Below are 17,294 nucleotides of genomic sequence, written 5' to 3' on the forward strand. Positions count from 1 at the left end.
CCTAGGAGGCGGTCACCTCGTCCGTGGGCGGCTGCTCAGGCCAGTCGATGAACTGGCCGTACGCGTCGTGCTTTTTAAGGTAGCCGTAGATGAAGGGGCAATGCGGGATGATCCGCTTCCCTGACGAGACCACGTCGTCGAGGGCAAAGTGCGCAAGCACCTTTGCCAGCCCCTGCCCTTTGAATTCCTTCGCGGTGTCGGTGTGGATGAAGTCCACGTGCCCGGGTCTGTCCACGAAGCGCGACTCCACTGCCAGCTTCCCGCCCACCCGCAGTTCGTAGCGGTGGAGGGCATCATTCCGGATGGTGGTGACGTCCGGACTGAAAGTGTCTTCCGTGGATACCGTGTTCTCCGTCATGGTTCGACATTGGCACTTAAAGGCGCCTGTGGCAATGGTCCGCCGGGGGCGCCCGGCGCGCCGTCCGGCGCGGCGCCGACCCTTGCGGGAATCCGGCCAAGCAGGCGCACGGCCAAGGTAAAGCACGCCGCTCCCCCGCCCAGCAGGGCGAGCGTCAGTCCGTTGACCGCCGCGTCGGCCACCGGGATGAACACCACGACGACGGCGGTCACCACTGCGGCGGCCGGACGACGGCGGGAGCGGGCCGCCGCCGTCGTCCGTTCCTCCAGGCGTCCGAAAACGGCGAGCACCGGCAGCAGGAGGGCGATGATGCCGAGCAGGACCAGCGGCCGCGACCACCACCATTCAGCCGTCCCGGCCGAGGGCTTTGGGAAGTCCGTGAGCAGGAGCAGCCCGGACATCGCGGCAAGAAGCGGCAGGTGCCACAGGTATACAGTCATGGCCCGCCGTCCGGCCAGCCCCACTACTGCCCGGACCCACCGCGCGGAGGCAGCTCCGGTGAGCACCGGCCGGGAGAGCTGGAGCGCCGCCGCCTGCGCCGCGCCAAGGAGCAGCAGGCAGAAGTTGGGCGGGTTCAGGTTCACCAGCATGTTGCCGCGGTACAGCCCCAGGCCCGTCACCAGACCCAGGAGGACGTTGCTCGCCACGATGACGGCTATCAGCGTGGAGGCTCGGGGCTTCCCCGCCGTAGCGTCGGCGAGGATGAACCCCAGCTGCTGGACGGCGCACCACAGAAAGAGGATGTTGGCGTAGGCAAGCAGCGGCAGGGCACCGCGCAAGCAATCCACGGCCACCACCAGCGCGGTGAGGCCTGCCAGTGAAAGCCAGGGGGCGCGGCCGTGGAGCGCAGCGAGCAGCGGGATGTTCAGCTGGGCGGCCAGATATGCGGCGAGGAACCAGAGCGGCATTCCGGCGCCGGTGACGATCAGCTCCACCACCTGCGGCTCAACGCCGAACAGCCGCGCCGCCCACAGCCCGGCAAACATCACGGCCAGCAGCGCGGCGGCCGGACGGATAAGGCGGAGCAGTCGGGCCTGGGCGAACTCGAGGCCGGTCCCGCCGCTGGCCTTGAGCCGTCGCCAGGACTGCAACCCGGTGATACCGCCGGCCACGAAGAAGAGCGGCATCACCATGAAGATCCAGATGACCGGTTCGAACCAGTCCTGCACGGCGAGGGTGTTCTCGGTGGTCACAGTGCCGTCCGGGTGGAGCACGGGACTGACCATCATGGTATGCCCCACCACCACCAGCGCCAGGCAGAAGAAGCGGGCAAGGTCGATCACAACGTCGCGGTCCGGTGCGGGCAGGACCTGCCCTGCGCTTGCCTGTTGCTGCGGCTGCGGCTGCTGTGGAACACCCATTGCGCTCCCTACGGACGCGGAACGATTCCCTGCGTACTGTCCATTGTCCGCCGGGCGGCAGTCAAGGGCCAGAAACCGCCGCTCAGGCGGCCGCGGGCGCCGCTCAGGCGGTGAGCGGCGCCAGGAGGCCCAGCACGACGGCGAAAAGCGGCGTCGTGCCTTGCGTGGCGGCCGCGCGGAGGTACTTCCGTCCGCTCAATGCCAGGACGGCGGCGGCGAGCAGCATGGAGCCGCAGGACGCGAGGATGAGGGTCCAGCCGACCTGAGGCTGGCCCCAGAGGACCCCCCGTTGGGAGTTTTTGTCCACTTATCGCGAGCTAATGGCCCTCCAACTCGCGATATATGGACAAAAACTCCTTACTTCGTGAGGGTGGACAGGGCGCCGGCGGCGAAGTCCTTGGCCGAGGCGTTCCACTTCCCCAGCAACCCCTGGAGGTTTTCGCCGTCGGCACGGTGCGAAGCGGTCTCGGATTCCAGCGTGGCCAGGACGCCGGTGCGGAGTTCGGTGTTGAAGTTCACCTTGCCCACGTTCATGGCGGCGGCCTTGACCAGTTCCTCCGCCGGAATGCCGGAAGCGCCATGCAGGACCAGCGGGATGTGGGTGCGCACCGCAATGTCCTGCAGCACGTCCCACCGCAGCTGCGGCTCCCCCTTGTACTTCCCGTGGACATTGCCCACGGCCACGGCCAGCAGCTGTGCGCCGGTGCGGGCAACGAAGTCCTCCACCTGGGCGGAATCGGTCAACCCGGCGGAGGCAGCTCCTGTGCCTGTGGCGGCAGCGGTGACAGTACCGTCCGTCAACGGCCCGGCGGTGTCCGCACCGAAGGCGCGGTCCTCGTCACCGGCCAGGCCGCCCAGTTCCGCTTCAATTACGACGTCGGCATGGCCTTGCGCTGCCAGCAGGGCGCGCGCTTCGCGGACCAGCGCGATGTTGTCCTCATACGGCAAGGACGAGCCGTCGGCGAGGACCGAATCCGCCCCCGCCGCGACGGCGTCGGCAATCACCCGGAGATCGAAAGCGTGGTCCAGCTGCACGGCAATCGGGACGGCGGCGGAGTCCGCCAGTCCGCGGAGGGCGGTGATGAGCCGCAGCCCGTTGGGCGTGGCCGCGGTCTTGGGGGCCACGAGCAGGATGGCGCCGCGGCCGGCCTCTTCCGCCGCCGCCACCACGGCCAGGGCGGTGGTGAAGTCGTAGCAGGTGAAGGCCGGGACGGCTGCGCCCTGCTGGAGGGCGGAAACCACCAGGTGGTCGAGTCGGGCACGCATCAGGCGCTCAGGCCTCCCACCAGGATCCAGGCGACGAAGGTCAGGGCGAAGCCGGCCAGGCCCAGGATGGTGGTGAGGACGGTCCAGGTGCGGAGGCCGTCGGACACGGTGAGCCCGTAGTACCGCACCACGGTCCAGAAGCCGGCGTCGGTCACGTGGGACAGGCCCAGGGAGCCGAAGCCGATGGCGATGACCAGCACGGCGATCTGGGCTGGTGTGTAGCCGCCTTCCGCCACGGCCGAGGTCAGCAGGCCCGCGGTGGTGACGATGGCCACGGTGGCGGAACCCTGGGCGGCACGGAGTGCCAGGGAAATGATGAAGCCGAGGACGATCAGGGGCAGGCCAAGGTGGTCCAGGGTCTGGGAGAGTGCCGCGCCGATGCCGGAGGTGCGCAGGACTTCACCGAACACACCGCCGGCGGCCACCACCATGAGGATGGAGGCGATGGGAGGCAGCGCGCCTTCGAAGATCTCGCCGGTTTCCCGCAGCGACCAGTTGCGGCGGACGGCGAGCAGGAAGAAGGACAACCCAACCGCGACGAGCAGCGCCAGGAAGGGGTTGCCGACGAACGCAGCCACGCCGTACCAGAAGTTGTCCTTGCTGATGGTGAGGGTGCCCACGGTGCCGAGGAGGATCTGGACGATGGGTGCGGCGATGAGGAAGATGATCAGTCCGGGGCGCGGCGGGGCGATGGCCTTGGCACCGGGGCCGTCGTGGCCCACATTCACCAGGGAGGCGGAACCGAACTCGTCAACCTGTGCCTTGACGCTCGGGAGGAGTTCGTATTCCTTGCGGTTCATGATGCTGGCAACCCAGTAGGACAGGAAACCGAGGGGAATGCAGATGATCAGGGAGATCAGCGTGATGAGCCCGATGTCGGCTCCGAAGACGCCTGCCCCGGCGACGATGCCCGGGTGCGGCGGCACGGCGACGTGGATGGACAACATGATGCCGGCCATGGGCAGGCCGAACTTGACCGGGTGGACCTTGGCGATCTTGGAGAACGCGTAGACGATCGGCACCAGGACGATGACGCCGACTTCGAAGAACACCGGGATGGCCACCAGGAAGCCGACGGCGGTCAGCGCCACTGCGACGCGCTTGGCGCCAAGCTTTTCGGTGAAGTGTGAGGCTAGCGACTGGACGCCGCCGGACACTTCGATCATTCGGCCCAGGATGGCGCCGAGGGCGATCAACAGTGCGACCTTGCCCATGGTGCCGCCCACACCGTTGGCAACCACGGTGAAGACGTCCTTCAGCGGGATCTGCGACGCCACGGCCACCAGGATGCTGACCGTCAGCAGTGCCACGAAGGCCTGGATCTTGAAGCGGATGATCATGACCAGCAGGAGTGCGATGCCAAGAGCGGCGATGGTCAGCAGCAGCGGAGTGCCCAGCTCCACGGCCGGCTTGATGGCGGGGGCATCAGCGGCCCGCACCATCAAAGAGTTGATCAGGGGGTTCATTTGGGGAGTGTCTCCTTTGACAGGCCAGGACTGCTGGCCCCGGAACGGGTAGTACTACGACGGGGTGGTACGACGACGGCGGAGGGGGGACCGCCGTCGTCGGGCTTTAATTGTTGTGGAGTTCGGAGCGGGTGTTAGGCGGTGCGCCTGGTGGGGGCGACGACCTTGATGACGGCGGAGTCATCGGCGGCGGCGAGGCCCTGGGCCTGGCCCAGCAGGTACAGCTGCTCGGCTGCCGCAGCGACGGGCGCGGCCAGGCCGGCGGCGCGGGTGGCCTTACCGACGATGCCCATGTCCTTGACGAAGATGTCCAGGCGGCTCAGCACCTCGGCACCTTCCTCCGTGTAGGCCTCGAGGATGCGGGGGCCGCGGTTGGAGAGCATGAACGAACCGGCGGCACCGGCTTCGAGCGCCTTGAGGGTCTTCTCCTGGTCCAGGCCGAGGGCGTCGGCCAGAGCGAGGGCCTCGGCGGCGGCGGCGATGTGGACGCCGCAGAGAAGCTGGTTGACGGTCTTGAGGGCCTGGCCGTCGCCGGGCTTGTCCCCCACGACGGTGAGGGTGGAGGCCAGCAGCTCCAGCGCGGGGCGGGCCTTTTCCCGCGCCTCCGGCGATGCGCCCACCACGATCAGCAGGTCGCCCTCACCGGCGCGCTTGGGGCCGCCGGACAGGGGTGCGTCCACCAGGTCGACGCCGTATTCGGCCAGCCGGTGCACGGTGGCCGGGATAGCCTCGGTGCCCACGGTGCTGCCGAGGATGACGACGGCGCCCGGCTTGAGCACGGAAGCCACGCCGTTCTCGCCGAACAGGACGTCGTTGAGCTGCTCGCCGTTGCGCACTGCCAGGAGCAGGGCGTCGGCGCCTTCGGAGGCCTTGCGTGCGGAGGCAAAAGTGCGGATCCCGGCTTCTTCGGCGAGCTTCAGCCGCGGTTCGGCGATGTCGAAGCCGTGGACAGTGAGCTGGCTGGCCAAACGGGTGGCCATGGGCAGGCCCATGGCGCCGAGGCCCAGGACGGTGATGGTGTAGTTGCTGGTCATGGTGTTCTCCATTGAAGGGGTGGTGCCGGTGGGGAGGTTTAGAAAGTGTTGCTGAGTTTGCGCGTCACCTGGGTGAGGGATTCGTCGTCGCCCACGTTGCCGGCGAAGACGATGTACGGGATGCCCTTGGCGGGACCGTCCACCGGCTCCCAGAGGGATACGATGCCCGGCAGCATGGGCCCGCGGACTATCGCGTGCCGGATTTCCAGGCCGTGGGCTGCCACGTCCGAGGACGTGATGCCGCCTTTGGCGATGACGAAACGCGGCGGGAACGTCTTGAGCGTACGGTTCACGACGGCGACGACGGCGGCGGACACCGTGCGCGCAATCCGCAGGCTCTCGGCGGCGTCGCCGGTTTTGATCAGCAGGCGGCTGGTGTGGACGATGACGTCGCCGCTCTGCAGCGCCTCGACGACGTCGGATACCACCGTTCCGATGTAGGCCTCCGCAACGTCATCAGCGGCGAGCAGTTTCTCGACGTCGATCTCCACGATGCGCGCGGCGCTGTGCTGTTCGGTGAGGTCATTGAGCTGGCGGGTGGTGACGCCAACGTGGGAGCCCACCACAATCAGGCCGCCGGCGGTGGAGGGGGTGTTGCCCTCATAGGCTTCCTCACCGCTGAGGGCGGGCCGGATTTCCTGGCCGATGCGGCCACGGACGAAGGGAGGACCTACGCGGTACAGCAGTTTCTTGCCGCGGCGTTCCGCTTCTTCAAGGCCCAGGGCCAAGGCACGGAAGTCGTTCTCCGTGACGATGTCGGCAACGATGGGCGTGGAGTCAGCGGCGGGTTCGATCGCGTCGGCGATCGCCTTCGCTGAGACCATGGGGTCGCCGTCCGGCCCGGCCGCGCGGATGATGTTCAGGTCCAGGACGATCACCGAATCCGCGGCGAAACGGCCCTGCGACTTCTCCTCCACATACTTGGCCATTTCGGAGTTCGCGTAGCCAAAGGTGGCGTCCTTGGCGAACTCCGTCTCGGCCACAGGGATCAGCGTTCCGGCGTTTTCGCCGGTACCGCGCATGTAGTGGACGCCGCCGATGGTGACGCGGCCGGCGTCGGGGAACGCCGGAACAATGACGACGCCGTCAGTCGCCTCGCCGCTGACGGCGGCCACGGTGGCCGCGATGACGTCAGGTTCGAGCGGGTAGTGGCCGCGGAGGGTGGAGTCACTGCGGCTGACGAACCCCAGCCGGAGGGCATTTCCTTCGGTTGCCCCTGCTGTGGCTCCGGCCGTGCCTGCTGCGGCCAGCGCGTTGCGGACGATTTCTTCGTTTCGGGCAGCGGCTTCGGCCGGGTCCAGGCTGCGGGTGTTGGTCAGCACATAGACGGCGGGCTTGTTCTGGGCAAACGCCCAAGTGAAATCTACAACGTCCCAGCGGGTGAGGACAGGCAGGTCGGCCACGGACTGCGTGCCCGTGGGGTCGTCGTCGAGCACTACCAGCACTCGGGGGTCGGCCGACGATGACGCCGCGACAGCGTTGGCAACCAGCTCAGCGGGAATCTGGACCTCTGCCGGAAAGGCTGCCAGTACGTCTGCTTCAAGGGGCACTTTGCACTCCGTTGTGTATGAAATCTCTGTTGCGGGAAGGTATTTGTAAGATGTCAGACATCTAACATTTGAATGCTAGTGTGGCACAAGGCACAGGGACGCGCAAGTAGACTTGTCGGACAAATCGTCGCTCACCGCTGAACGGGGGAAAATTGGCACGTAAATCACTGGTCGGCGTGGTGGCCGATGAACTCCTGGACCGGATCATTGCCGGCGAGTTCCCTCCCGGGTCCAGCGTCCCCGGCGAACTGGAGCTGAGCGCGAAGCACGAAGTCAGCCGGATGACTGTGCGGGAAGCCATGAAAACACTCGAAGCGCAGCGCATCCTGAGCGTGGAGCGGGGCCGGGGCACGTTCGTCAACCCGCTCAACCGCTGGGCGTCCCTTGAGGCCGTCCTCCGCGCGGCGTCAGAGGGTGTGAATGATGCCTCAGCCGCCATCCAGCTGATTGAACTGCGCCGGATGCTGGAAACGGGGGCCTGTGAACTGGCGGCCGGCCGCATCAGCGACGACGAAATCGGGGTACTCCACAGCTACGTAGCCGCGATGCGCAAGGCCCATGACTCGGACGACCTGCCAGCCTTTGTGGAAGCCGACCTCGCGTTCCACGACGTCATCCTACGCGCCTCGGAGAACGTTTTTGTGGCCGTACTGTTTGAGCCGCTGCACCGCGTACTCGAGAAGCGCCGGACCGAGACGTCCAAGTTCCGCGACATCCAGGAACATGCGATCGGGCACCACCAGGCAATTGCCGAGGCGCTGGAATCAAGGGACGCCGCGCGCTCGCGCAGTGCCATGGATGCCCACATGCAGCAGACGCTGGATGACCTGAAGACATACGTGCTCGAGGCCAAGACGGCCTGAGGACTTGCCTGGGCGAGGAATTAAGTCCCAGCGAGGCGTTGGCCGCTAGAGGCGTTGGCCGCTAGAGGCGTTGGCCGCTAGGCAAGGGAGAGGAAGAGCTTCTCCAGTTCAGCCTTGTCCAGGCTCGGGTCTTCCTGCTGCATGCACTGCTGCAGGCCTGTAGCGATAATGGAGAATCCGGCCCGGTCCAGGGCACTGGAAACAGCAGCCAGTTGCGTGACCACGCTCTTGCAGTCGCGCCCCTCTTCGATCATCCGGGTGACGGCCGCGAGCTGCCCCTGTGCGCGGCGCAGGCGGTTGATGACCGGCTTCATGTCGGCGGGATCGAGTTCCATTGCTTCCTCCTGGCTTTAGGACTTCCTTTATCATATACCCCCCTTGGTATTGACTCCCCATGTTGTCGTAAGAATCACACCGGCTCACGGCCGCCTCGGCGCCTCGTAAATTGCGCCCTTCGGCCCTGTTTTCGGCCTGGGGACGGGGGTCACCATGGGAACGTGAGTACGTTCAGCATTCCTGGACCGGCGCGGACACCCTCCGCGGCGAGCACTCCGGCTCCGCACCCCTGGAACCGATACGTGGCACTGGGAGATTCCTTCACCGAGGGGTACGGCGATCCGGAACCGCGAAGCCCCGGCGGCGTCCGTGGCTGGGCAGACCGCGTTGCGGAAGAACTGAGCCAGGGACACCAGGACTTCGCCTACGCCAATCTGGCGGTCAGGGGCCGCCTGCTCCAGCAGATCGTGGATGACCAGCTAGGGCCGGCCCTTGAACTCAAGCCGGACCTGGTCACGCTTTCGGCGGGCGGCAATGACATCGTCTTTCGCGGCAGTGATCCCGACAAGCTGGCAGAGAAGCTGGACCCGGTCATCGGGCTCCTCAGCGCCACCGGAGCAACGGTGGTGCTCTTCACCGGCCCGGATTGGGGAGGCACCCCGGTATTCGGCCGTATCCGCGGCAAGGTGGCCATCTTCAACGAAAACCTGCGCACCATAGCGGCCCGGCACGACGGCGTGGTGGCCGACCTGTGGACCCTGCGCCAGTTGGCGGCTCCGCACATGTGGGATCCCGACCGCCTCCATTTCTCCCCGCTGGGCCACCACACCATCGCAGCCATGGTGCTGGAAGCCCTCAACGTGACCCACACCCTGAAGCCGCTGGAACCCAAGGTGCTGCCCGTCAGCAGCTGGCGGCAGGCCAGAAGCAGCGACCTGGTGTGGGCCAAGGACTACCTTTTCCCCTGGGTGGTTCGCCAGGTCCGGCAACGCCCCGCGAACCTGGGCCTGAAAGCCAAACGACCGGAACCGGGCCCGGTGTTCGGACCCGGCGTGGCACGCGGCCCGTTACCTGCAGGACCGAAAGGCGGGGGCCCGTTCCCCACAGGTCCAATGACCGTCGTAAAGCCCTAGTCGCGCCGCCCCGTGTCCGCTACTCTGCAGGGACGGCCCGCAGTTCCGGGTGTCAATGGAGATTATGAGGAGCGAAGTTGTCGAATCACACCTACAGCATTTCTGAAATTGTCGGAACTTCAAACGAAGGCGTGGACGCTGCCGTCCGCAACGGGATCGCCGAGGCCGCGAAGACCCTCCGCAACCTGGACTGGTTCGAGGTCAAGGAAATCCGCGGACACCTGGAAAACGGGCAGGTGGCCGACTGGCAGGTGACCATCAAACTGGGGTTCCGGCTGGAACGCTAAAGCTCAAGGTTTCAGCGGGCGGTTTCGCCCGACGTGTTGCGGCGCCAGAGGGTGGGCGAGCCGTTGTACGACGGGAAAATGTGTCCCTCAAAAATGGTTTGCCCATCATGCGGTGCGTCCACAGGAGCCCACAGTCCGGAAGCCGGGCAGTGGGTTCCTGTGGCGCCGGCGGTGGCCACCCGTTCGCGGAGCAGTGCGATGCGCTTCATCGTTGAATCCCATCCTTGGTAGTGAAAAAGGTCTACCCCAAGGCTAGGAAACCAGCCACACTCCCCCAATGGGCGTTTGCCCAGAATCAGCCCTGTTCATGTGGCAGCTGCACAGCAGGGGCCGTTGCTTCCGGCTCACCGCCCGCCACGCCGGCGCCGAAACTGCCCAGCAGGGTAAGGGAATCCGCCGACGGCGATCCCGGCTTCGCGGAGAACACCCGCAGGACCTGGTCCGGGTCGTCCGGCAGTACCAGGTTCTCAAAATTCAGGTCCAGGTCGCCCACGACAGGATGGTGGAGCCGGAGGCTACCCGCGGAGGGCGCCGCCACGCGGTGCCCGGCCCACCATTGCCGGAAGTGCTCGCTGTGCACCGCCAGTTCTCCCACCAACTGATTGGCCAGGGCATCGTTCGGGTGCCTCCCGACGTCCACGCGTAGGGCACCCACGGCCTCAGCCGCCACGGCTTTCCAGTCGCGGAACAGCTCGCGGGCGGACGGCTCAAGCATGAGCCAGCGGGTCAGGTTCCGCTCCCCTGCCGGCATGGCCGGGAAATCGGCAAACAGCAGGAAGGCCAGCCGGTTTCCTGCGAGAACGTCGCTGCGGCGGCCCAGGACCAGCGCGGGAACATCGCCCACTGCACCGAGGAGCTGGCGCAGCGCCTGGCGGACACCCTGCGCCTGGAGCGGTGAGCGCTGGGATTCCGCGCAGTTTTCCAGAAGGTCCATCATGTGCGCCTGCTCGCTGGAATCCAGCCGCAATGCCCGGGCCACGGAATCAAGCACCGCCCTGGACGGGTGGATGTTCCGGCCCTGTTCAAGGCGCGTGTAGTAGTCAGTGCTTACATCCGCCAGCCGGGCTATTTCCTCGCGGCGCAGCCCGGGGACCCGCCGGGCGCCGGAGGTTCCGGGCAGCCCGGCTTCCTCCGGCTTCAACCGTGACCTCATGGCCTTCAGGAATTTTCCAAACTCGGCGCTCTGACCCATGCCTTCCATTGTGCATGGCCGCGACGACTCGTATCTACAACGAACGTAGGACTGCCAGTCCTAGGAAAAACAGGAACAGGCATCCCTGCTGACAGGGACCAGCAAAGTGCATAGGCTCGATGAATAGCCAGTATGAAAGCGGTTTCCCACCCGCCTGACCCGGGCCGCCTAAACCGCGCGAACCGCTTGCCACCCAGGACCCAACGACCGGAAGAACTGACGATGTCCCAGATGCACCAAGACACCATCCCGCAGCTAGCCCTCAACAATGGAGTTCAGATCCCGCAACTCGGCTTCGGCGTGTTCCAGGTGCCGCCGGAAGAAACGCAGCGCATCGTCGAAGACGCGCTCGAAGCAGGTTACCGCCACATAGACACCGCTGCCGCCTACCGGAACGAGGCCGGAGTCGGCGCTGCCATCGCCGCCTCCGGGATTCCCCGCGAGGACATTTTCATCACCACCAAGCTCCGCAACGGCGAACAGGGCAACGCCCACGAAGCCTTCCAGAACAGCCGCAAGGCACTCGGCGTCGAGTTCGTGGACCTGTACCTGATCCACTGGCCGGTTCCGTCCCAGGGGCTCTTCACCGAAGCCTGGAAAGCGATGGAGAAGCTTTACGCCAACAGCCAGATCCGTGCCATCGGCGTCTCCAACTTCCTCTCAGAACACCTGGACACGCTGCTCCCCGCGGCGGACGTGGTCCCGGCGGTGAACCAGTTCGAAATCCACCCCACGTTCCAGCAGCAGGAACTGGCCGCCAAGTGCCGGGACCTGGGCATTGCCGTGGAGGCCTACAGCCCGCTCGGCCAGGGCGCCGACCTGAATGCAGCCGCCGTGAAGGATCTTGCCGGCAAGTACGGCGCCACTCCGGCCCAGGTCGTGCTGGCGTGGCACCTCGCGCAAGGCACCATCGTCATCCCCAAATCAGCCGATTCGGCGCGCATGCGGGAGAACCTGAGTGCCGTCGCCGTCGAACTCTCCCCCGCCGAACTCGGCCAAATCACCGCCCTGGAGTCGGGCGCGCGCGCAGGCGCCGACCCCGCCGTCGCCGCCTTCAGCCAGATGTAGCCGAAGGGCCCGCTCACTCCAAGGCTCGACCAACAAATAGAGAGGATCCCTCAGCATGCAGTTTACCCACCTTGGCCGCTCCGGCCTGAAGGTTTCCCGCCTGTGCCTAGGCACCATGAACTTCGGGCCCCAGACCGAAGAAACGGCCGCGCACTCCATCATGGACTCCGCCCTGGAGTCCGGCATCAACTTCTTTGACACCGCCAACGTCTACGGCGGCACCGGCCACCGCGGCTGGACCGAGGAAATCATCGGCCGCTGGTTCGCCGGGGACGGCGAGCGCCGCGAACGCACGGTGCTGGCCACCAAGCTTTACGGCACCATGACGGACCGGCCCAACGAGTCCAAACTGTCTGCCCTGAATATCAGGCGGGCGCTGGACGCTAGCCTCAAGCGGCTGCAGACGGACTACATCGACATCTACCAGTTCCACCACGTCGACCGCGAGACACCCTGGGACGAAATCTGGCAGGCCATGGACGTGGCTGTCCAGCAGGGCAAGATCCTCTACGCGGGCAGCAGCAACTTTGCCGGCTGGCACATCGCCCAGGCGCAGGAATCCGCAGCCCGGCGCAACTTCACCGGCCTGGTCAGCGAGCAGTCCATCTACAACCTCCTCACCCGCAACCTGGAACTGGAAGTCATCCCGGCCGCGCAGCAGTACGGGCTGGGGCTGATCCCGTGGTCGCCGCTGCACGGCGGTCTGCTGGGCGGCGTGCTGAAAAAGGAGCGCGACGGCGTCCGGCGTACCGAAGGTCGGGCGGCCGAAACGCTGAAGAAGCACCAGGACCAGATCCGCCAGTACGAGGACCTTGCGGACGACCTCGGCCACGAACCCGGGGATGTTGCCCTCGCCTGGCTGCTGCACCAGCCCGCAGTAACCGCACCGATCGTGGGTCCCCGCACCCAGGAGCAGCTCGACGCCGCCATCCGGGCGCTGGACGTCAAGCTCGACGCGGATGCGCTCAAGCGCCTCGACGACATCTTCCCCGGCCACCGCACCGCCCCGGAAGACTACGCCTGGTAAGTCTTGCAGCAGCGCTTTGACCGCGAAATCGTTGGAATACCGTGCCATTCGACATCTGTGCAAACCGACTCCGATAGGAAAGACTCTTGGAATGGCACTTTCACCAGTGATTGAGCTCAATGACGGACACCGGATTCCCCAGATCGGACTGGGGACCTGGCCGCTGGACGACCAGCAGGTGGCTGCCGCCGTCGTGGACGCCGTGGAAGCCGGGTACCGGCATATCGATACCGCGGTGAAATACGGCAACGAAAAAGGTGTGGGGCACGGCATCCGCACCAGCGGCCTGGACCGGTCTGAATTGTTCATCACCACCAAACTGGACGGCGAATTCCAAGGTCAGGACAGGGCCGTGGCGGGGCTGGACGGGTCGCTTAAGCGCCTCGGGCTGGACTACGTGGACCTGCTTTTAATCCATTGGCCGCTCCCCCGCCGGGATGAATTCATCTCTACTTGGAAAACTTTTGAGCGGCTTCAGGCTGATGGGAAGGTGCGGTCAATCGGCGTCTCGAACTTCAAGCCGGCGCACCTGGAACGGCTGATGCCAGCAAGCGATGTTGTGCCGGCTGTCAACCAGATCCAGCTCAGTCCCGCCGTCACCCGGATCGTGGATGTCGCGTACAACCGACGGCACGGAATTGTCACCGAGGCGTACAGTCCGCTTGGGGCGGGCAGCGACCTCCTGAACGCGCCAGTACTGGGCAGGATCGCCCATAAGCATGGCAAGACACCCAGCCAGATCGTGCTCCGCTGGCTGGTTGAGCAGGGCGTGGTTGCCATTCCCAAGTCGGCCAATCCAGAACGCATGAAAGAAAACCTGGACATCTTCGGCTTTGCCTTGGATGCGGAGGACACAACAGCAATCTCCACGCTGGACGGAGGTGAGGAGTCCGGAGTCAATTCTGACGTCCAAGGCCACTGAAAATCGGCGCTCCACAGAATTCACAGGGCCGCCGACTGGCAGATTAATACTAAGCATGATTAGTATTGGGTAGAAGGATGTAGCGTGCCCGGGATCCGGGCACCTCCTCAATGAAAGAAGAAGGAACGATAAAATGGGTTTTTTCGCATTTCTGATTCTGGGCCTTATCGCCGGAGCAATCGCTAAGGCAATCCTCCCCGGCCGTCAGGGCGGTGGCATCATCATGACGCTCATCCTGGGCGTCGTCGGTGCATTCCTCGGCGGCTGGATTGGCAGCCTGCTCTTCGGCGTTAGCATCAACGAGTTCTTCTCGCTGTCCACATGGCTCCTGGCCATTGGCGGTGCGATCATCGTCCTGCTTGTTTACGGCATGATCACCAAGCGCACGGCCCGCTAAAGCGGAGTCCGGCCTGAGAAACGGCCCCGGGATTTCTTCCTGGGGCCGTTTTTTCATTCAGGAAGGATTCGGCTGCGGCCTCATCTGCGGGCGCCCATGCGGGCCGCCCGAGTACGGAACCTTCTCACAGAGCAGGAGTACAACATGAAATCGAAACTTCTCTTCGGTACCGGAATGGCAGCGGGCTTCGTCCTGGGGTCAAGGTCCGGCCGCGCCGCCTACGAAAAAATCAAGGCGAGGGCCGCGGCACTCTGGGACAGCAAACCGGTGCAGGACAAAGTCACTGCGGCAACTGAGGCGGTCAAGGAAAAGGCTCCCGAAGTTTCCGACCAGCTGACCGAGGCTGCCCGCCGCGCGGGCACCGTTATCAGCTCCGCTGTCCACCGGGACAAGTCAACAGACCACACCAAGGCAAACAAGGACAGCACTGCCAAAACCGGCGTTCCCGCCACGGAAAGCGAGCTGCCGGCCGGTGACTACGTCCCGTCCCACAGCACGCACCCGGAGACGGTCAACCTGGGCACTGCCGACAGCAGCAGCTCGTCCGGCAGCGCCTCCAAAGACGCCGCCCCGGACGTCATCAGCGATCCTGCGCGCAGTGATTCCACCGGGCAGGACTGGTCCGACGAAGGTGGCGCTACGCCTGCCGGCGCCGCCACCAACACGAACCCTGAGCGGACCTAGAACCGTCACAGGAGTCGCGCCGACCCGTCCGGACCCATGGTTCCGGGCGGGTCGGTCCTTTTTGCCCGCAGGCCCCCGCCGCAAGGGTCCAAAGCACCTTGTCCGAGCCAGCGCGGAATTCTAGAATGTGGGTGGCTAAGAAGTCAGCCGCTGAATCCTCGGTCCGGAGTGAATTCATGAGCTATCGACGCCTGGCCGCCGTATCCCCGTCATCTGCGGCGCTGCCGATTGCCCGGCGGTGCGCATGAACGGCTGGAACCTGGACACGGCCGGGTCCATAGGCCACAACGCTGTGACAATCGTTGAAGGGTCATCGTTCTTCATTTCTGCCGGCAATGGTGACCTGGACCCTGGACTGGCCCACGGAGTCTTCTACCAAGACACACGGATCCTGTCCCGGTGGAACCTGCTGGTTAACGACCACGTGGTGGAAGGGCTCATGGCGGTGACCCCGGAACCCTACCGCGCCGTCTTCACCGGCCGGGCTCCCCAACCCGACGGGGCCGCCGACCGGCCGATGGTAATCGAGCGGGACCGGCAGGTGGGCGACGGAGTCCGTGAAACCCTCACCGTGCGCAACTACTCCAACGCCCCGGCGCCCTGCAGCCTCAAACTGGCGGTGGAGGCCGACTTCGCGGACCTCTTCGAAGTCAAAGCCGGCCGCAAGACCCGGCAGCTACGACCCTCCCACCGGCCCGAAGGCGACCGGCTGATCATCAGCGGCCGCCACAATGGCAGGTTGCTGGCAGTGACAGTCCGCGCCCCGGGAGCAGTCATGAACCGCCACGGGGTGATGTACAAAGTGACCGTTCCCGCCAAAGGATCGTGGACCGCCACGATTGTGGTCACACCGAGTTCCGACGGCAACGAACCGGCTGGCAGGTTCTCCGCCAACACTCCTCAACACGAATCGGTTCCCGCCCAGCGCCACCGGACCTGGCGCGCCGCTGCACCCCAGATCAGCATGGATAATGCCGCCCTTGAAAGGACCATGCGCCAGAGCCAGCGCGACCTGGGCTCGCTGCGGATCGCGGACCCTGCCCATCCGGACCGCACCGTGATCGCCGCAGGCGCCCCCTGGTTCATGGCGCTGTTCGGCCGTGACTCCCTGCTGACCTCACTCATGGCGCTGCCCGTGGATCCCGCAATCGCATTGGGCACGTTGCAGACGCTCGCCGAATACCAGGGCCAGAAGGTCAACAAGATCACGGAGGAGCAGCCCGGACGGATCCTCCACGAAGTGCGCCTGGGTTCAGGCGCCGCCCTGTCGCTGGGCGGAGACAGGACCTATTACGGTACGGCCGATGCCACACCGCTGTTCGTCACGCTCCTGGGTGAAATCAGCCGCTGGGGGCTGGAGCCCCGGGCGGTACAGGAGCTCCTCCCCAACGCAGACCGGGCGCTGGACTGGGTGACCAACTACGGGGACCGCGACGGCGACGGCTTTGTGGAATACGAGCGCGCCACCAGGCACGGTCTTATCAACCAGGGCTGGAAGGACTCTTACGACGGGATCAACTTCGCGGACGGCACGCTCGCCGAACCGCCAATCGCCCTGTGCGAGGTCCAGGGGTATGTCTACAGCGCCTACATAGCCCGGGCACTGCTGGCCCAGGACGCCGGCGACAACGCCCTTGCCCGCAGCTGGGGTGACCGCGCTGCCGCACTGAAGGAGGAGTTCAACCGCAGGTTCTGGCTGCCGCAACGCGGGTACTTCGCGGTGGCCCTGGACAAGGACAAACGGCCCGTGGACGCATGCGCCTCCAATATGGGACATTGCCTGTGGTCAGGAATCGTGGACGACGACAAGGCACCCCTCGTGGCGCAGCGCCTGATGGAACCGGACATGTTCTCGGGCTGGGGAGTCCGCACACTGGCTTCGACCATGGGCGCTTTTAACCCCGTGAGCTACCACAACGGCTCCGTGTGGCCCCATGACAACGCCCTGATTGCCGGCGGCCTGATGCGGTACGGCTTGATCGAGGAATCGCAGCGGGTGGCCATGGCCATCTTCGACGCCGCGGAGGCTTTCGGCGGCCGGCTTCCGGAACTTTTCTGCGGCTTCCCTCGCGAGACGGGCCTGCCCCCGGTGTCCTACCCGTCGTCGTGCTCTCCGCAGGCCTGGGCCTCTGCCACACCCATCCATCTCATCCGCGTCCTTCTTCGCTTTGATCCTTCCGCTCCCAACGGCCGTCTCTGGCTGAGCCCCTCCTTCCCGGACGGATTCGGCTACCTCAAAAAAGAACAGGTGCCGCTGGCCGGTTCCCGCCTCACCATCGAGGTTTCGGGCAATGCCGCACACGTGACGGGGCTGCCGCCGTCGATTGAACTGCATCTGGGGACGCAGGAACCCCTGGCGGACCTGATCCGGGTCCACCACGACCCCGGCCGGAAGGCCGGCTGATGTAGG

18 protein-coding genes and 1 pseudogene are annotated in these 17,294 nt (G+C 65.6%); 9 read left to right on the forward strand and 10 right to left on the reverse strand.

From position 1 onward, the window contains the following. Window position 1: 1 nt before the first annotated feature. The 7 genes and pseudogenes from WMN78_RS00590 to WMN78_RS00620 all read right to left on the reverse strand — a co-directional run bounded on the left by WMN78_RS00590 (window position 2) and on the right by WMN78_RS00620 (window position 7,035). Window positions 2–358 carry a GNAT family N-acetyltransferase gene (locus tag WMN78_RS00590; protein ID WP_340531423.1) on the reverse strand — a complete coding sequence of 119 codons (357 nt, stop codon included), beginning with the start codon at window positions 356–358 and terminating at the stop codon, window positions 2–4. Beyond that, window positions 355–1,719 carry an acyltransferase gene (locus WMN78_RS00595; RefSeq protein WP_340531424.1) on the reverse strand — a complete coding sequence of 455 codons (1,365 nt, stop codon included), beginning with the start codon at window positions 1,717–1,719 and terminating at the stop codon, window positions 355–357. The genes WMN78_RS00590 and WMN78_RS00595 overlap by 4 nt, the downstream gene beginning before the upstream one ends. Window positions 1,720–1,822: 103 nt before the next feature. After that, window positions 1,823–1,993 (reverse strand): annotated as a pseudogene (locus tag WMN78_RS00600) (DUF1304 family protein); the annotation flags it as partial. An 83-nt stretch (window positions 1,994–2,076) separates the two neighbouring features. Next, a complete protein-coding gene (locus WMN78_RS00605; RefSeq protein WP_340531425.1) occupies window positions 2,077–2,985 on the reverse strand; it encodes a class II fructose-bisphosphate aldolase in 909 nt (302 codons plus the stop codon). Next, window positions 2,985–4,451 (reverse strand): GntP family transporter, encoded by a 1,467-nt coding sequence (locus WMN78_RS00610; protein WP_340531426.1) that lies wholly within the window; start codon window positions 4,449–4,451, stop codon window positions 2,985–2,987. Before WMN78_RS00610 ends, WMN78_RS00605 begins: the two co-directional genes overlap by 1 nt. Window positions 4,452–4,585: 134 nt before the next feature. Further along, window positions 4,586–5,485 carry an NAD(P)-dependent oxidoreductase gene (locus WMN78_RS00615; protein ID WP_340531427.1) on the reverse strand — a complete coding sequence of 300 codons (900 nt, stop codon included), beginning with the start codon at window positions 5,483–5,485 and terminating at the stop codon, window positions 4,586–4,588. Between the two features lie 38 nt (window positions 5,486–5,523). Further along, entirely contained in the window at window positions 5,524–7,035 is a 1,512-nt protein-coding gene (locus tag WMN78_RS00620) for a four-carbon acid sugar kinase family protein (RefSeq protein ID WP_340531428.1), read from the reverse strand. 152 nt (window positions 7,036–7,187) lie between these two features. Between WMN78_RS00620 and WMN78_RS00625 the strand changes: the two genes are divergently transcribed. Next, a complete protein-coding gene (locus WMN78_RS00625; RefSeq protein ID WP_340531429.1) occupies window positions 7,188–7,898 on the forward strand; it encodes a FadR/GntR family transcriptional regulator in 711 nt (236 codons plus the stop codon). Between the two features lie 77 nt (window positions 7,899–7,975). Here WMN78_RS00625 and WMN78_RS00630 read toward each other — a convergent pair whose 3' ends face one another. Next, window positions 7,976–8,233, reverse strand: coding sequence for a metal-sensitive transcriptional regulator (locus WMN78_RS00630; RefSeq protein ID WP_055801628.1), 258 nt, complete (start codon window positions 8,231–8,233; stop codon window positions 7,976–7,978). Between the two features lie 162 nt (window positions 8,234–8,395). On the opposite strand from WMN78_RS00630, the gene WMN78_RS00635 reads away from it, so the two are divergent. Together WMN78_RS00635 and WMN78_RS00640 are read left to right on the forward strand one after the other, a co-directional pair. Then, the gene (locus WMN78_RS00635; RefSeq protein WP_425341093.1) at window positions 8,396–9,307 is read left to right on the forward strand and encodes an SGNH/GDSL hydrolase family protein; all 912 of its coding nucleotides are present in this window, start codon (window positions 8,396–8,398) and stop codon (window positions 9,305–9,307) included. Between the two features lie 77 nt (window positions 9,308–9,384). Beyond that, entirely contained in the window at window positions 9,385–9,594 is a 210-nt protein-coding gene (locus WMN78_RS00640) for a dodecin (protein ID WP_011690139.1), read from the forward strand. Window positions 9,595–9,605: 11 nt separating this feature from the next. Here the strand turns inward: WMN78_RS00640 and WMN78_RS00645 are convergent, their stop codons facing one another. Both WMN78_RS00645 and WMN78_RS00650 read right to left on the reverse strand, forming a co-directional pair. Beyond that, on the reverse strand, window positions 9,606–9,803 hold the full coding sequence (locus WMN78_RS00645) for a hypothetical protein (RefSeq protein ID WP_340531433.1): 198 nt from the start codon (window positions 9,801–9,803) through the stop codon (window positions 9,606–9,608). An 86-nt stretch (window positions 9,804–9,889) separates the two neighbouring features. Continuing rightward, window positions 9,890–10,786: a helix-turn-helix transcriptional regulator gene (locus WMN78_RS00650; RefSeq protein ID WP_340531434.1), complete on the reverse strand. Its 897-nt coding sequence runs from the start codon at window positions 10,784–10,786 to the stop codon at window positions 9,890–9,892. A 222-nt stretch (window positions 10,787–11,008) separates the two neighbouring features. On the opposite strand from WMN78_RS00650, the gene WMN78_RS00655 reads away from it, so the two are divergent. From WMN78_RS00655 to WMN78_RS00680, 6 genes are all read left to right on the forward strand, one after another. Further along, window positions 11,009–11,854: an aldo/keto reductase gene (locus tag WMN78_RS00655; protein ID WP_340531435.1), complete on the forward strand. Its 846-nt coding sequence runs from the start codon at window positions 11,009–11,011 to the stop codon at window positions 11,852–11,854. A gap of 55 nt (window positions 11,855–11,909) precedes the next feature. Next, window positions 11,910–12,881 (forward strand): aldo/keto reductase, encoded by a 972-nt coding sequence (locus tag WMN78_RS00660; protein ID WP_340531436.1) that lies wholly within the window; start codon window positions 11,910–11,912, stop codon window positions 12,879–12,881. Window positions 12,882–12,972: 91 nt separating this feature from the next. After that, window positions 12,973–13,803 (forward strand): aldo/keto reductase, encoded by an 831-nt coding sequence (locus WMN78_RS00665; RefSeq protein WP_340531437.1) that lies wholly within the window; start codon window positions 12,973–12,975, stop codon window positions 13,801–13,803. A gap of 133 nt (window positions 13,804–13,936) precedes the next feature. Continuing rightward, complete coding sequence (locus tag WMN78_RS00670) at window positions 13,937–14,200, forward strand: GlsB/YeaQ/YmgE family stress response membrane protein (protein ID WP_307048289.1); 264 nt, start codon at window positions 13,937–13,939, stop codon at window positions 14,198–14,200. Window positions 14,201–14,344: 144 nt separating this feature from the next. Further along, a complete protein-coding gene (locus WMN78_RS00675; protein ID WP_340531438.1) occupies window positions 14,345–14,884 on the forward strand; it encodes a hypothetical protein in 540 nt (179 codons plus the stop codon). A 244-nt stretch (window positions 14,885–15,128) separates the two neighbouring features. Then, window positions 15,129–17,288 carry a glycogen debranching N-terminal domain-containing protein gene (locus WMN78_RS00680; protein WP_425341094.1) on the forward strand — a complete coding sequence of 720 codons (2,160 nt, stop codon included), beginning with the start codon at window positions 15,129–15,131 and terminating at the stop codon, window positions 17,286–17,288. Window positions 17,289–17,294: the final 6 nt, after the last annotated feature.

The organism is Arthrobacter oryzae, from assembly GCF_037911235.1.
GTDB lineage: Bacteria > Actinomycetota > Actinomycetes > Actinomycetales > Micrococcaceae > Arthrobacter > Arthrobacter oryzae_E.